Raw genomic sequence first — 15,109 nt, forward strand, 5'->3', positions numbered from 1 at the left:
CGGCGCGCGCTCCACGGGCGGCGGCACCATGATGCCGACATGACAGAACCGCGCACCATGGGTGTCGAGGAAGAGTTCCTGCTCGTCGGGCCGGACGGCTCTCCGGTGGCGAAGGCCGCCGAGGCGCTGGCGGCGTCGGGCCACGACAACCGGGAGAGCGGCACCGGCGCCCTGGAGCCGGAGTTCATGGAGGAACAGCTCGAGACGGCCACCCTCCCCCGGGCGTCGCTCGAGGAGCTCGCGCAGGAGATCCGGGCGGGCCGTGCCCGTGCTCAGGACGCCGCCGACCGCGTGGACGCGCGGGTCGCCGCGCTGGCGACCTCCCCGGTGCCCTTCACCGGCACGACGGTGTCGCGGCTGCGCTACCTGCAGGCCCGGCACACGTTCGGCATGACGGCGCGCGAGCAGCTCACCAGCGGGTGCCACGTCCACGTCTCCGTGGTCGACGAGGTGGAGGGCGTGGCCGTGCTGGACCGGATCGGTCCGTGGCTCGCGACGCTGCTGGCGCTGAGCACCAACTCCCCGTACTGGCAGGGCGAGGACAGCGACTACGCGAGCTTCCGCTCCCAGGTGTGGGCCCGCTGGCCGACGGCGGGCCCGACGCGCCGGTTCGGCACGCCCGAGGCCTACCACGCCGCCGTGGAGGCGATCGTCGCCACGGACACCGTGCTCGACCGGGGCATGGTGCACTTCGACGCCCGGCTGTCGCCGAAGTACCCGACGGTGGAGATCCGGGTCGCCGACGTCTGCCTGCACCCCGACACCGCGACGCTGCTCGCCGCCCTGACGCGAGGACTGGTCGAGACAGCCGCCCGCGAGGCGCTCGACGACGTCGAGGTCACGGAGACCTACCCCGAGCTGCTGCGCACGGCGGCCTGGCGGGCCGGCCGGTCCGGTCTGGAGGGGGACCTGGTCTCCCCGGTGACGTGGCGCCCCGCCCCGGCGCACGACGTCGTCGGCCAGCTCGTGGCGCACGTGCGCGACGCGCTCGTCGACGCCGGCGACCTGGAGTCCGTGACCGAGCTGCTGGGCCGCCTGTGGTCCACCGGTGGCGGCGCGGCCCAGCAGCGGGCCTGGTTCGCCGAGTCCGGGGGGAACCTGCACCGGGTCGCCGAACGGGCCGTGGAGGTCACCCACTCCTGAGGTCACATGCTCAGCACCTCGAACGCGGTGGCGTGCTCGGTGCCGAAGGCCTCCCCGTTCCCCCGCGTGATGCGCCCGAGGAACTCCGCCGGGTCGAAGTCCTGCCAGCCGAGCCCCTCGATGTAGGCGGCGTGCGCGCGCAGCGAGGCCACGCCGTCGTCGAACGTGTCGGTGACGTCGACGGCGTGGCCGGCGCGCGGTGACGCCGCGACCCAGACCTCCCGGACGCCGTCCCACCGCTCGAGGCCGTCGGTGAGCTGGTCGGTGAACACCCACCGGTTGCCCGCGTCGCGCACGGCGTCGACGACGGCGCGGCCGACGGCGACGTGGTCGGCCTGGTTGAGGACGCCGCCGGGGAACTCCTCGCGGAAGTTCAGGGTGATGACGACCTCGGGGCGGTGCCGGCGGATCGCGTGGGCGATCGCGGACCGCAGCGGCAGGCCGTACTCGACCACCCCGTCGGGGAAGCCGAGGAACTCGACGTCCTCGACCCCGACGACACGCGCGGACTCGACCTGCTCCGCCTCGCGGACCCGCCGGGACTCGGTGGGCTCCATGCCGTCGATGCCGGCCTCGCCGCTGGTCACCATGACGTAGCCGATCCGTTTGCCCTGTCCGGTCCAGCGCGCGATGGCCGCCGCTCCCCCGAACTCCATGTCGTCGGGGTGGGCGACGACGACCAGGGCCGTGTCCCAGTCCTCGTCCAGCGGTGCCGGCGGTGCGGGTGCGGTGCTCCTCATGCCCCGACGGTACCCAGCGCCGCGCGCGGCGTCAGTACGTGGTCAACCCGCGCGAGCGGAACACCTCGCGCACGGCCTCGGTGGCCTCCGCGGAGGGCGGCTCGACGTCGTCCAGCTCGTAGGTCCGTCCGAGGTCCGCCCACTTGTCGCGCGCCATCTGGTGGAACGGCAGCACCTCGACCCGCTGCACGGTGCCGGGGCGCACGGCCTCGATCGCGGCGGCGTGCTCGGCCACGAGCTCGACGTTGCGCGGGTCGTCGGTGAGCCCCGGCACCAGCACGAACCGGATCCAGACCGGGACGCCCCGCTCGGCGAGCCGCCGGCCGAAGGCCAGCGTCGGGGCCAGCGGCCGGCCGGTCACCCGCCGGTAGGTCTCCTCGTCGCCGGACTTGATGTCGAGCAGGACCAGGTCGGTGTCGTCGAGCATCTCGTCGGTGGCGTTCGCCCCGAGGAACCCCGAGGTGTCCAGGCAGGTGTGCACGCCCCGCTCCTTGGCGCCGCGCAGGACGCGCGCGGCGAAGGCCGGCTGCATGAGCACCTCGCCGCCCGACAGCGTGATCCCGCCGCCGGTGGCGGCGAAGACGGCCCGGTACCGCTCGACGCGGGCCAGCAGGTCCTCGGCCAGGACGGGGCCGCCGTCCTTCATGGCGAGGGTGTCGGGGTTGTGGCAGTACAGGCACCGCAGGGGGCAGCCGGACAGGAACACGGTCATCCGCGTCCCCGGGCCGTCGACCGCGGTGACGAGCTCCCACGAGTGCACCGAGCCGAGCGCGCCCGAGCGCATGAGCTCCAGGCGCTCGGACCGCTCGACGTCGGTGGTCGCCAGCCCGCGCAGGCCGGCACCTGCCCGGCGCGCGCTGGGGGCGTCCAGGGGCGCCAGGCAGGTGGTCATCTCAGATCTCCCCGTGGAAGGTCCGGGCCAGCACGTCGAGCTGCTGCTCGCGGGTCAGCCGCACGAAGTTCACGGCGTAGCCCGAGACCCGGATGGTGAGCTGCGGGTAGTTCTCCGGGTGCTCCATGGCGTCCTCGAGCGTGGAGCGCACCAGCACGTTGACGTTCATGTGGTAACCGCCCGCGCCGAACGACGCGTCGAGCAGGCCGGAGAGGTTGGTGATCTGCTCCGCACGGGTCCGTCCCAGCCCTGCCGGCACGACGGTGTTGGTCAGCGAGATCCCGTCCTGGGCCGCCTCGTAGGGCAGCTTGGCCACCGACAGCGCGGAGGCGAGCATCCCGTGGGTGTCGCGCCCGTTCATCGGGTTGGCCCCCGGGGAGAACGGCTCGCCGGCGCGACGGCCGTCCGGGGTGTTCCCGGTGGCCTTGCCGTAGACGACGTTCGAGGTGATCGTCAGCACCGACTGGGTGGGCACGGCGTCGCGGTACATCCGGTGGCTGCGCACCTTGGCCATGAACGACTCCACCAGGTCCACGGCGATCTCGTCGGCGCGGTCGTCGTCGTTGCCGTAGGCCGGGTAGTCGCCCTCGGTGCGGTAGTCCACGACGATGCCGCGGTCGTCGACGACGGGGGTGACGGTGGCGTAGCGGATGGCCGACAGCGAGTCGGTGGCCACCGCCAGACCGGCGATCCCGCAGGCCATGGTGCGCAGCACGTCCTTGTCGTGCAGCGCCATCTCGAGCCGCTCGTAGGCGTACTTGTCGTGGGACCAGTGGATGCAGTTGAGCGCCTCGACGTAGGTGGCGGCCAGCCAGTCCATGGTCTGGTCGAACCGGGCACGGACGTCGTCGTAGTCCAGGGGCAGGCCCTCGGGCACCGGGGTGGCGACGGGCGAGACCTGCGCGCCCGTGATCTCGTCGCGCCCGCCGTTGATGGCGTAGAGCAGGGTCTTGGCGAGGTTGACGCGCGCGCCGAAGAACTGCATCTGCTTGCCGATCGCCATCGGGGAGACGCAGCAGGCGATGCCGGCGTCGTCGCCCCACGCGGTGCGGATCTCCTCGTCGGACTCGTACTGCACCGCGGAGGTGTCGATGGAGACCTGGGAGCAGAAGTCCTTGAACCCCTGCGGCAGGTCGGCCGACCAGAACACGGTCATGTTCGGCTCCGGCGCCGGCCCCAGGTTGTACAGCGTCTGCAGCATGCGGAACGAGTTCTTGGTGACCAGGGTGCGGCCGTCGGCGCCCATGCCGCCGATGGTCTCGGTGACCCAGGTGGGGTCGCCGGAGAACAGCGCGTCGTACTCGGGGGTGCGCAGGAACCGGACGATGCGCAGCTTGATGACGAAGTCGTCCATGATCTCCTGCGCGCGGGCCTCGGTGATCCGCCCGGCGGCCAGGTCGCGCTCGAGGTAGACGTCCAGGAACGTCGAGGTGCGCCCGAGCGACATCGCGGCACCGTTCTGCTCCTTGACCGCTCCCAGGAACCCGAAGTACAGCCACTGCACGGCCTCGACGGCGGTGCGCGCCGGGCCGGAGATGTCCACGCCGTAGGAGGCGGCCATCTCCTTGAGCTCGCCCAGCGCACGGATCTGCTCGGCGTGCTCCTCGCGGGCCCGGGCCACCGTCTCGCTGAACGGCTCGACGTCGAGGGTCAGCTTGTCGAGCTTCTTGGCCGCGATCAGCTCGTCGACGCCGTAGATCGCGACGCGCCGGTAGTCGCCGATGATGCGGCCGCGGCCGTAGGCGTCGGGCAGGCCGGTCACCACGTGCGAGCTGCGGGCGGCCCGGACGTTCGGCGGGTAGACGTCGAAGACGCCCTGGTTGTGGGTCTTGCGGTACTCGGTGAAGACCTTCTTGAGGTCCTGGTCGACCGGGTAGCCGTAGGTGTTGAGGGCTCCCTCGACCATCCGCCAGCCGCCGTTCGGCATGATCGCGCGCTTGAGGGGGGCGTCCGTCTGCAGGCCGACGATGATCTCGCTCGCGGGGTCGATGTAGCCCGGCTCGTGCGCCGTGATGCCGGCCGGGACGTCGTAGGAGACGTCGTAGACGCCGTTCTCGCGCTCGACGGGGAACATCGCGCTCAGCCGGGCCCAGAGGGCGTCGGTGCGCTCGGTCGGCCCGGCCAGGAACGTCGCGTCGCCCTCGTAGGGCGTGTAGTTGCGCTGGATGAAGTCCCGGACGTCGACCGTGTCGCACCACGGTCCGGGGACGAAACCTTCCCACGCGGCACCGGTGGTGGTCTGACGCTCTTCCTGGACGGTCATCGCCCCGCTCCTTCACGCTCGCTCGGTGATGCTTCCAGCGTATTCGTGAAGACCTTCACAAGCAATGGTCTGACCACAGAGCGGCCGAGACGTCCGTCACAGACCACCGGCCGCACCGTCTCACGGTGCGGCCGGTGGCGGGAACGGCTCAGGGGGGCGGAGAGCTCACTCCTGGGAGAGCGTCGCCAGCGCGTCGCGCACGGCGTCCTCGGCCTGCATGCGCTGCGCGGACATGATCTGCTCGCGGCTGGCGTGGTCGAGGAACGCCACCGGCAGGCCGGTGTGCACGAAGGGTGTGCGGATCCCCTGCGCGGCGGCGCGCTGGGCGAGCATCGCGCCGACACCGCCGTCCACGACGCCGTCCTCCAGCGTGACGACGAGGTCGTGGTCACCGGTCATCTTCACCAGGCGCTCCGGCGCCGGCAGCACCCAGGTCGGGGAGACGACGTCGACCGCCAGCCCGTGCGCCGCCAACGACTCCCCCGCCGCCAGACCGGCGGCAGCCATCGCACCGACGCCGACGACGAGGACGCGCGCGGGCGAGGAGGTGCCGTCGCCCGGGGTGTGCCGCGCCACGACGTCGACCCCCTCCAGCGTCTCGACGGCCTCGATCGACTCGTCGAGGGCGCCCTTGGGGTACCGGACGACGGTCGGCGCGTCGTCGACCTCCACGGCCGCGCGCAGGGCCGCGCGCAGCGTCGCCTCGTCGCGCGGGGCGGCCAGCCGCAGACCCGGGACGATGCGCAGCATCGCCATGTCCCACATGCCGTTGTGGCTGGCCCCGTCGGCGCCCGTGACGCCGGCCCGGTCGAGCACGAAGGTGACGCCCGCCTTGTGCAGGGCGACGTCCATCAGCACCTGGTCGAAGGCGCGGTTGAGGAACGTGGCGTACACCGCCACCACCGGGTGCAGGCCGGCGAACGCCATGCCGGCGGCCGACGTCGCGGCGTGCTGCTCGGCGATGCCGACGTCGAAGGTGCGCTCGGGGAACTCCTCGGCGAAAGGCGCCATGCCGACCGGGTGCAGCATGGCCGCGGTGATCGCCACGACGTCGGGGCGGCGGCGCCCGATCTCCACGAGCTCCTCGGCGAACACCTGGGTCCACCCGAACCGCGACGGCGCGACCGGCAGCCCGGTCTCGGGGTGGATCTTGCCCACCGCGTGGAAGCGGTCGGCGACGTCCTCCTCGGCCGGGATGTAGCCGCGCCCCTTCTCGGTGATCGCGTGCACGATGACGGGCCCGCCGTAAGTCTTGGCCCGCCGCAGGGCGTGCTCCATCGCGCTGACGTCGTGGCCGTCGACCGGGCCGACGTACTTCAGCCCCAGGTCCTCGAACATCCCCTGCGGGGCGACGACGTCCTTGAGGCCCTTCTTCAGGCCGTGCAGCCAGCCGTAGGCGAAGCGTCCGGGCGGGCCGGTGCGCTGCAGCGCGCGCTTGCCCCACGCCAGGAAGGCCTCGTAGCCACGGGTCGTGCGCAGCGTGGCCAGGTGGTCGGCGACGCCGCCGATGGTCGGCGAGTAGGAACGCCCGTTGTCGTTGACGACGATGACCAGCCGGCGGTCGCGCCCGGCCGCGATGTTGTTGATGGCCTCCCAGGCCATGCCACCGGTCAGGGCGCCGTCCCCGATCACCGCGACGACGTGCTTGTCGTCGTGGTGGCCGATCTCGTTCGCCTTGGCGATGCCGTCCGCCCAGGACAGGGCCGTCGACGCGTGGGAGTTCTCCACGACGTCGTGCTCGGACTCCGACCGGCTCGGGTAGCCGGACAGGCCGCCGCGCTTGCGCAGGTCGGAGAAGTCCTGACGCCCCGTGAGCAGCTTGTGGACGTAGGACTGGTGGCCGGTGTCGAAGACCAGCGTGTCCCGCGGCGAGTCGTACACGCGGTGCAGCGCGATCGTCAGCTCGACGACGCCGAGGTTCGGCCCCAGGTGCCCGCCCGTGCGGGAGACGTTGTGCACGAGGAAGTCGCGGATCTCGGTGGCCAGCTGGCGCGTCTGGGCCGGACCGAGCCTGCGCACGTCCTCGGGCGCGGTGATCGTGCTCAACAGCCCCATACGTTCCTCCTGCAGATCATCAGACAACTCTAAGTGCTGTTCGTGACGTCCCGGTGCAGCGGATGCGCGGTAGATTCGAAGGGTGCGTTTCCTCCCGGGCCAGCAGCCCACCACCGACCTGACCTACGGCGACGTCTTCATGGTGCCGTCCCGCTCGGACGTCACCAGCCGGTTCGACGTGGACCTGTCCAGCGACGACGGCACCGGGACGACCGTCCCCGTCGTGGTGGCGAACATGACGGCCGTCGCCGGCCGCCGCATGAGCGAGACCGTGGCCCGCCGCGGCGGCATCGCCATCCTCCCCCAGGACATCCCGGCCGACGTCGTGGCCGACGTCGTGGCGGACGTGAAGTCCAAGGACCCCGTCGTCGAGACCCCGGTCGTCGTGACCCCGACCGACACCGTCGCCGACGTGCTCTCCCTGCTGGGCAAGCGGTCGCACGGCGCCGCCGTCGTGGTCGACGCGGGCCGCCCCGTCGGCGTGGTGACCGCGGCCGACTGCACCGCCGTGGACCGGTTCGCCCGCGTCGCCACCGTGATGTCGACGGACCTGGTGACCCTCGACGCCAAGGAGATCGAGGACGACGGCCTGCCCGCCACGTTCGAGCGGCTGCACGCCGCGAAGATCCAGCTCGCCCCCGTCGTGCGCGACGGTGTGCTGGCCGGGGTGCTCACCCGCAAGGGCGCCGTGCGCTCGACCGTCTACTCCCCCGCCCTGGACGCCCGCGGTCGGCTGCGCATCGGTGCCGCCGTCGGCATCAACGGCGACGTCGCGGCCACCAGCCGCGAGCTGCTGGACGCCGGGATCGACGTGCTCGTCGTCGACACGGCGCACGGCCACCAGGACAAGATGATCGCCGCGCTGCAGGCGGTCCGGTCCGTCGACCCGCAGGTGCCGGTCGTGGCCGGCAACGTCGTGACGGCACAGGGAGTGCGCGACCTCGCCGCCGCGGGGGCCGACATCATCAAGGTGGGTGTCGGCCCGGGCGCCATGTGCACCACGCGGATGCAGACCGCCGTCGGGCGCCCGCAGTTCTCGGCCGTGCTGGAGTGCGCGGCCGCCGCCCGCGAGCTGGGCAAGCACGTCTGGGCCGACGGCGGCGTGCGGCACCCGCGCGACGTCGCCCTGGCGCTGGCCGCCGGCGCGTCGCAGGTGATGGTCGGCTCCTGGTTCGCCGGGACCTACGAGTCCCCGGGCGACCTGCACGAGGACGGGTCGGGCCGGCTGTACAAGGACTCGTTCGGCATGGCCTCGGCACGGGCCGTCGCCGCGCGCACCGCGGGCGAGGGGTCGGCGTTCGACCGCGCCCGCAAGGCGCTGTACGAGGAGGGCATCTCGACCGGCAAGATGTACCTCGACCCCCGCCGGCCGGGTGTCGAGGACCTGCTCGACGAGATCACCTCCGGCCTGCGCTCGAGCTGCACGTACGCCGGGGCGCGCACCCTGGCCGAGTTCGCCGACCGCGCCACGGTGGGCATCCAGTCGGCCGCCGGGTTCGCCGAGGGCATGCCCCTGCCGACCTCCTGGTGACCGGGGTGACCGGCCGTCCCGACCCGGCGCGCGACCAGCTGGCGGCCCTCGCCCGCGACGGCTCGTTCGCGGGCCCCTGGCCACACGCCCGCGGCGAGCTCGACCCGCGGCTCGCGCGTCCGGCGTCGGTCCTCGTGCTGTTCGGCGTCCTGGACGGACTGCCCTCGGACCACCACGCGCAGGCGCAGGCCGTCTCGCACGACCTCGACGTGCTGCTGCTCTCCCGGGCGGCGACGCTGAGCTCGCACGCCGGCCAGGTGGCGTTCCCCGGCGGGCGCGCGGACGCGGACGAGGACGCGGTGTCGGCCGCGCTGCGCGAGGCCCGCGAGGAGACCGGTGTCGACCCCGCGGGGATCGAGGTGCTGGGCACGCTGGCGACGCTGCCGATGCCGGTGAGCAACCACGTCGTCACGCCCGTGCTGGCCTGGTGGACGCGCCAGTCCCCCGTCGGCGTCGTCGACCCGGCCGAGTCCTCGCACGTGTTCCGCGCCCCGGTCGCGGACCTGCTCGACCCCGACCGGCGCGTGACCACGGTGCTGCGGCGGTCGGGCCAGGTCTGGCGCGGCCCGGCGTTCCGGGTGCACGACGCGGGCACCGACCACCTCGTCTGGGGCTTCACCGCGGGCGTCCTGGACGCGCTGTTCGACCACCTGGGCTGGACCGAGCCGTGGGACCGGGGGCGCGAGATCGAGCTCGACCCCTGATGGCGGCGGCCGAGATCGAGATCGACGTCGACCTGGTCCGCGCGCTGCTGGAGGCCCAGCACCCGGACCTGGCCGACCGCCCGCTGCGGGTCGCCGCCGAGGGCTGGGACAACGTCATGGTGCGCCTGGGCGACGACCTCGCCGTCCGGCTGCCGCGCCGCGAGCCGGCGGCGCCGCTCGTCGTGCACGAGCAGGAGTCCCTGCCCTGGCTGGCGGCGCGGCTGCCCGTGCCCGTCCCGGCGCCGGTCCGCGTCGGGGTGCCGAGCACCGACCCGGCGTACCCGTGGCACTGGTCGGTGGTGCCGTGGTTCGTAGGGCACCGCGCGGCGGACGTCCCGCGTCCCCGACGGCAGCGCCTGGCCGCACCGCTGGCCGCGTTCCTCGACGCCCTGCACGCACCGGCCCTCGACGCGCCGGTCAACCCGGTGCGCGGCGTGCCGTTGACCACCCGGGCCGAGGCCGTCCGCCGCCGGCTCGCCGACCCGCGGGTCGGGTCCGCCGCCCGGCTCGCCGCGGTGTGGGAGGACGCGCTGGCCGCCCCGCTCCACGACGGGCCGGCGGTCTGGGTGCACGGCGACCCGCACCCCGGCAACGTCGTCGTCGGTGACGACGACGGTCTCGCCGCCGTGGTCGACTTCGGGGACGTCACCTCCGGCGACCCCGCCACGGACCTCGCCACCGCGTGGCTGACCTTCGACGATGCCGGGCGGGCGGAGTTTCGGCGTGCCCTCGCGCACCGCTACCCCGCCGACGACCCGGTGTGGGTGCGCGCCCGCGGGTGGGCGGTGGCCATGGCGAGCGCGATGGTCGTCGACTCGTCCGCCGAGCACGCCTGGCTGCCCCCGCTGGGTGTCGAGAGCCTGGACCAGGTGCTCGCCGACGCGTCGGCCGAGGACGCCTCCCGTCACTGACGCCTCTTGCGTGGTGAGGCGCCGTTCCCGGCGTTTCAATGGGAGGAGAGCGAGGAGCGGCGGAGCCATGAGCAGCGACCGAGGGCGCGGGACAGGGCACCCGACGGGCTCCGAGCAGTCGGCGGAGGCTCGTCTCGAGAGCTGGCGGGAGGCGCTGCGGCGGCACGAGGCCGACGACGTCGAGGGGCGCACCGCCCGCCTCCGGTCCCGGATCGCCACGCTGCAGGAGGCCGGGCTCGACGACGACGAGGCGTTCCTCGTGGCCGTGATGCGCGTCGACCGGGAGGACCCGGTGGCGCGCGAGGTCGCCCGTGAGCAGGCGTCGGTGTTCTGGCGGCGGTTCGACCGGTCACCGGCCACCCCGGGCGATACCACGGTCGACTGGCGGGAGGTCGGCGTCGTGGCGGCGCTGGCCGTCGGCGCCGGCGTCAGCGTCAAGGTGGGGGTCGCCCAGCTCGACAGCACGGCGTTCGGCCACAACGTCGCCCTGCTCGTGGCGCCGTTCCTCGGCGCCTACTTCGCCTGGAAGCGGCGGGTGTCGTGGCGCACCGCGGCGGTGCTGCTGCTCCTGACGGCCGTCCTCGCCGTGGCGATCAACGTCTACCCGTTCGACGCCGGCGGGTCGACGGGCTTCCTCGCCGCGGTGCACGCACCGATCGTGCTCTGGGGGCTGATCGGCGTCGCGTACGCGGCGGGCCGGTGGCGCTCGACGGCGGGCCGGCTGCAGTACCTGCGCTTCACCGGCGAGCTGGTGGTCTACTACGCCCTGATCGCCCTGGGCGGCGGCCTGCTCGTCGGGCTCACGATCGGCCTGCTGACCCTGGCCGACGTGGAGTTCCAGGGGGTGATCGAGGACTGGGTGCTGCCGATGGGCGTCCCCGGCGCGCTGCTCGTCGCGGCGTGGCTCGTCGAGGCCAAGCAGGAGGTCGTGGAGAACATCGCCCCGGTGCTGGCGAAGATCTTCGTCCCGCTGACCACGATCACGCTGCTCGTGAGCGTCGCCGTCCTGGGGGCGGTGGGCAGCCTGACCACCGTCGACCGCGAGTTCCTCGTCACCCTGGCCTCGGTGCTCGTCGTCGCGCTGGCGCTGCTGCTGTACGCGGTCGCCGCCCGCACCCCGGGTCGGCGGCCCGGCTTCTTCGACGGCGTCCTGCTGGCGATGACGGTGGCGGCCACCGCCGTCGACGGCGTGGTGCTGACCGCGATGGTCGCCCGGACCGCCGCGTTCGGGGCGAGCCCGAACAAGGTCGCCGTGCTCGGTCTCGGCGTGCTGATGGCGGTCCACCTGGTCTGGTCGGCCCGGCTGCTGATCTCCATGCTGCGGCGGCGCGACGGGGTCGCGGGTCTGGACCGCTGGCAGGCCGCGGTCCTGCCCTTCTACGTCGGGTGGGCGTTCCTCGTCGTGGTCGCGTTCGGCCCGCTCTTCGGCTTCGTCTGACCCGGGACGCTCCCGCACCTCTTGCGATACCTCGCAGCTCGAGGGTTTAATACCTCGTACATCGAGGGATAGAGGCGCTATGCACATCGACAAGGATCTCGTCGCGGCCTCCGCGACACCGCTCGTGCTCGGCATCCTCGCCGAGGGCGAGTCGTACGGGTACGCGATCGCGAAACGGGTGGCCGAGCTCTCCGGCGGCCGGATGAGCTGGACGGACGGCATGCTGTACCCCCTCCTGCACCGCCTGGAGCGTAACGGCCTCGTCGAGGCGTCGTGGGGACGGTCGGGTTCCGGACGGCGTCGCAAGCACTACGCCCTCACACCGGCCGGGCACGAGGCCCTGGCCGAACGACGCCGGCAGTGGGACGTGGTCGCCGAGACGCTCGGCGAGGTCTGGCGCACCCTGTCCGACGTGCCGGCGCCCCAGGCGGGCCCGGCGACGGCCGGAGGCACGGCATGAACTCCCCGGAGGTCCTCGAGGCGCAGATCGACCGCTGGCGGGACTACGTCCGGCGGCACCGTGCGGTCGCGCCGGACGACGTCGACGAGATGACCGACCACCTGCGCGAGCGCATCGACGACCTGCGCGCCGCCGGGCTCGACGACGAGGAGGCGTTCCTCGTGGCGGTCAAGCGGATGGGACGTCTCGACGCCGTCTCCCGCGAGTTCGCCCGTGCCCACTCGGAGCGACTGTGGAAGCAGCTCGTCCTGCTCCCGGACGGCACCGAGGAGGACGTGTCCCCCGCGCGGCGGGAGCTGGCGGTCGTCCTCGCCTGCGCCGTCGGCGCCGGGCTGGCGGTCAAGGCGGGTGCGACGTTCCTCGACGAGGGGGCGTTCCTGACCAACCTGGGTCTGCTCGTGGCCCCGTTCGTCGCGGGGTACCTCGGCTGGAAGCGGCGCCTCGCGGCGTCCACCACCGGTGTGCTGGCCACCGGCCTCGTGGTCCTCGCCGCGGTCCTGAACCTCTACCCCTACACGGTCGACGGGTCCACGCTCGCCCTGGCCGCCCTGCACGCGCCGGTGGTGCTGTGGGCGCTGGTGGGCGTCGCCTACGCCGGCGGCCGCTGGCGCTCGCCGGACCGTCGGATGGACTTCGTGCGGTTCACCGGCGAGCTGGCGATCTACTTCGTGCTGCTGGCCCTGGGCGGCGGGGTGCTGGTCGGGCTGACGGCCGGCCTGTTCAGCCTGACCGGCCTCGACCTCGAACCCGCGCTCGAGCAGTGGATCCTGCCGGTGTGCGTCCCTGGCGCGTTCCTCGTGGCGGCCTGGCTCGTCGAGGCCAAGCAGGAGGTCGTGGAGAACATCGCCCCGGTGCTGACCCGGGTCTTCACCCCGCTCACCACGCTGACGCTCGTGGCCTGCCTGGTGGCGCTGGCCACCGCCGGGGACCTCACCACCGTCGACCGCGAGCTGCTCATCCTCATGGACGGGGTGCTGCTGCTCGTCCTGGCACTGGTGATGTACTCGGTGTCGGCCCGGGACCCGCTGGCGCGTCCGGGGCTGCTCGACGGCCTCCAGCTCGGCCTGGTCACGGAGGCCCTGGCCGTGGACGCCGTCGCCCTGACCGCGATGCTCACCCGGATCGCCGAGTTCGGGGCGAGCCCGAACAAGGTCGCCGCGCTCGGGCTGAACCTGCTGCTGGCCGTCCACCTCGCACGCTCCGCGTGGCTGCTGCTCGGCATGCTCCGGCACCGTCGCGCCTTCGGCGACCTCGAGCGCTGGCAGACCGCCTACCTCCCGGTCTACGCGGCCTGGGCGGTGCTGGTCGTCGTCGCGTTCGGCCCGCTGTTCGGCTTCGTGTGACCGTCCGCGGGGATCAGCGCAGCCGCTCCGGGTGGGCGCCGTGGGCCACCAGCATCGTCCGCACGGCGGCCAGCGCCCGCGCGTAGGCGCCGTCGTCGTCCAGCAGCAGCGACCGGTCGTTGGCCGTGCCGAGCAGGGCCACGACCTCGAAGACCACCTGGGCCGGGTCGACGTCGGCGGCCAGGTCGCCGGCGTCGACCGCCAGGGTGACGTGGTGCTGCAGGTACCCGTCCCACTCGCGGCGCACCGCCACGACGGCGTCGCGCACGGCACCGGGCCGAGAGTCCACCTCGGTCTCCACCGCCCGGAAGAAGCACCCGCCGGCGAAGGTCCGGGTGCGCGAGTACTCGCTCCACCCCTGCGCGAGCGCCCAGACGCGGTCGAGCCCCGGCGCCGCCGCGCGTGCCGGGGCGATCACCGCGTCGAGGAAGATGTCGCGCGCGTGCTGCACGAGGGCGGTCTCGAGGCCCTCCTTGTTCCCGAACAACCCGGCGATCGCGCTCTTGGTGGTCGTGGTCTCCGCCGCGAGCGTCCCGAACGTCAGCCCGGCGAGCCCGTCCGCGGAGGCGCGCTGGACGGCGTGGTCCAGCACCGCGGCGCGGGTGCGGTCACCTCGGCGCCGCCGACCGTCCGACGACGGGGCGACGGTGGCGGCTTCCGGCTCGGGTGCGTGGATGGTCATGACACGAGTATACGAGAAATCTTTACGTACGATCGTTCAGATAGTGCTATGGTGGTCTCGTCCAGCCGTTCGAGGAGGTACACCGTGGTTCCTGCACCGTTGCGCGCGACGTTCCGCACGCTGTCCGTCGTCGCTCCCCCGGTCGCCACCGGCATCGCCGCGCGACTCTTCACCCAGGTCGGCCCGCGGGCCCGGGTGCGCCCCGCCGACCAGGACGTCCACGACGCCGCACGCCGCGGCACGGTCGAGGTCGGCGGCCTCACGGTGACCACCTACCAGTGGGGCGAGACCTCCCCCGGGGCACCCAGCGTGCTGCTCGTGCACGGCTGGCAGCGTCGCGCGAGCCGCTTCGGGGCGCTCGTGCGCGCGCTGGTCGAGGCCGGGTGGTCGGTGGAGTCGTACGACGGCCCCGCCCACGGCGAGTCCGACGGCGACCGCCTCACGGTCGTGGAGCACATGGCGGCCATGCACGCGATGCAGGCGCGCCACGGCGCGTACACCGCCGTCGTCGGCCACTCCCTCGGCGCGTTCACGGCCGGGCTCGCCCTGCACGAGGGCTTCCGCGCCGAACGCTTCGCCTCGCTGGCCGGACCCACGAGCTTCGACTCCGTCACGGCGACCTACATGCGGCTCGTCGGCATCGCGCCCCGCCTGCTGGACCGGCTGTGCGACGACATCACCCGCCGGGAGTTCCCCGGCCAGGACGGTCTGCGCGACCGCTTCGACCTGCGCCGCCACCCGGTGCCGGAGCACGTCGGGACGCTCTTCGTCCAGGACGCCGACGACCGGATGCACGGCGCCGAGGAGGCGTACGCGCTGCACGCGGCGCACCCGGGCAGCGAGCTGATGATCACCGAGGGACAGGGCCACAACGGCGTCCTCGACGACGAGACGGTCGTCAAGACCGTCGTCGACCACCTCACCCGCGTCCCCGCCTGACCCCCGCA

At 73.3% G+C, this 15,109-nt stretch carries 13 protein-coding genes; 8 read left to right on the top strand and 5 right to left on the bottom strand.

Features of this window, described 5'->3' with window-relative positions:
• The first annotated feature begins 39 nt into the window (after window positions 1–39).
• A complete protein-coding gene (locus Q6349_RS11165) occupies window positions 40–1,143 on the top strand; it encodes a glutamate--cysteine ligase (RefSeq protein ID WP_304604136.1) in 1,104 nt (367 codons plus the stop codon).
• Window positions 1,144–1,145: 2 nt separating this feature from the next.
• Here the strand turns inward: Q6349_RS11165 and Q6349_RS11170 are convergent, their stop codons facing one another.
• From Q6349_RS11170 to dxs, 4 genes are all read right to left on the bottom strand, one after another.
• The gene (locus Q6349_RS11170) at window positions 1,146–1,883 is read right to left on the bottom strand and encodes a PIG-L deacetylase family protein (protein ID WP_171248154.1); all 738 of its coding nucleotides are present in this window, start codon (window positions 1,881–1,883) and stop codon (window positions 1,146–1,148) included.
• 31 nt (window positions 1,884–1,914) lie between these two features.
• Entirely contained in the window at window positions 1,915–2,775 is an 861-nt protein-coding gene (pflA, locus tag Q6349_RS11175; RefSeq protein WP_171248153.1) for a pyruvate formate-lyase-activating protein, read from the bottom strand.
• Between the two features lies 1 nt (window position 2,776).
• On the bottom strand, window positions 2,777–5,038 hold the full coding sequence (gene pflB, locus Q6349_RS11180; RefSeq protein WP_304604137.1) for a formate C-acetyltransferase: 2,262 nt from the start codon (window positions 5,036–5,038) through the stop codon (window positions 2,777–2,779).
• A gap of 165 nt (window positions 5,039–5,203) precedes the next feature.
• Window positions 5,204–7,093, bottom strand: a complete 1,890-nt coding sequence (gene dxs / locus Q6349_RS11185; RefSeq protein WP_304604138.1) for a 1-deoxy-D-xylulose-5-phosphate synthase — start codon at window positions 7,091–7,093, stop codon at window positions 5,204–5,206.
• Between the two features lie 82 nt (window positions 7,094–7,175).
• Between dxs and Q6349_RS11190 the strand changes: the two genes are divergently transcribed.
• The 6 genes from Q6349_RS11190 to Q6349_RS11215 all read left to right on the top strand — a co-directional run bounded on the left by Q6349_RS11190 (window position 7,176) and on the right by Q6349_RS11215 (window position 13,480).
• Window positions 7,176–8,624 carry a GuaB1 family IMP dehydrogenase-related protein gene (locus Q6349_RS11190; RefSeq protein ID WP_304604139.1) on the top strand — a complete coding sequence of 483 codons (1,449 nt, stop codon included), beginning with the start codon at window positions 7,176–7,178 and terminating at the stop codon, window positions 8,622–8,624.
• Between the two features lie 5 nt (window positions 8,625–8,629).
• Window positions 8,630–9,328, top strand: a complete 699-nt coding sequence (locus tag Q6349_RS11195; protein ID WP_370375622.1) for a CoA pyrophosphatase — start codon at window positions 8,630–8,632, stop codon at window positions 9,326–9,328.
• A complete protein-coding gene (locus Q6349_RS11200) occupies window positions 9,328–10,239 on the top strand; it encodes an aminoglycoside phosphotransferase family protein (RefSeq protein WP_304604141.1) in 912 nt (303 codons plus the stop codon). The genes Q6349_RS11195 and Q6349_RS11200 overlap by 1 nt, the downstream gene beginning before the upstream one ends.
• Before the next feature lie 67 nt (window positions 10,240–10,306).
• Window positions 10,307–11,677, top strand: a complete 1,371-nt coding sequence (locus Q6349_RS11205) for a hypothetical protein (protein ID WP_304604142.1) — start codon at window positions 10,307–10,309, stop codon at window positions 11,675–11,677.
• A gap of 79 nt (window positions 11,678–11,756) precedes the next feature.
• Entirely contained in the window at window positions 11,757–12,137 is a 381-nt protein-coding gene (locus Q6349_RS11210) for a PadR family transcriptional regulator (protein ID WP_171248146.1), read from the top strand.
• Entirely contained in the window at window positions 12,134–13,480 is a 1,347-nt protein-coding gene (locus Q6349_RS11215) for a permease prefix domain 1-containing protein (RefSeq protein ID WP_304604143.1), read from the top strand. The genes Q6349_RS11210 and Q6349_RS11215 overlap by 4 nt, the downstream gene beginning before the upstream one ends.
• A gap of 13 nt (window positions 13,481–13,493) precedes the next feature.
• On the opposite strand, the gene Q6349_RS11220 is transcribed toward Q6349_RS11215, so the two are convergent.
• Window positions 13,494–14,162 carry a TetR/AcrR family transcriptional regulator gene (locus Q6349_RS11220; RefSeq protein WP_304604144.1) on the bottom strand — a complete coding sequence of 223 codons (669 nt, stop codon included), beginning with the start codon at window positions 14,160–14,162 and terminating at the stop codon, window positions 13,494–13,496.
• Window positions 14,163–14,246: 84 nt separating this feature from the next.
• On the opposite strand from Q6349_RS11220, the gene Q6349_RS11225 reads away from it, so the two are divergent.
• On the top strand, window positions 14,247–15,101 hold the full coding sequence (locus Q6349_RS11225) for an alpha/beta hydrolase (protein WP_304604145.1): 855 nt from the start codon (window positions 14,247–14,249) through the stop codon (window positions 15,099–15,101).
• Window positions 15,102–15,109 lie beyond the last annotated feature (8 nt).

The sequence above is a fragment of the Isoptericola sp. 178 genome, from assembly GCF_030586525.1.
Taxonomy (GTDB): Bacteria; Actinomycetota; Actinomycetes; order Actinomycetales; family Cellulomonadaceae; genus Isoptericola; species Isoptericola sediminis.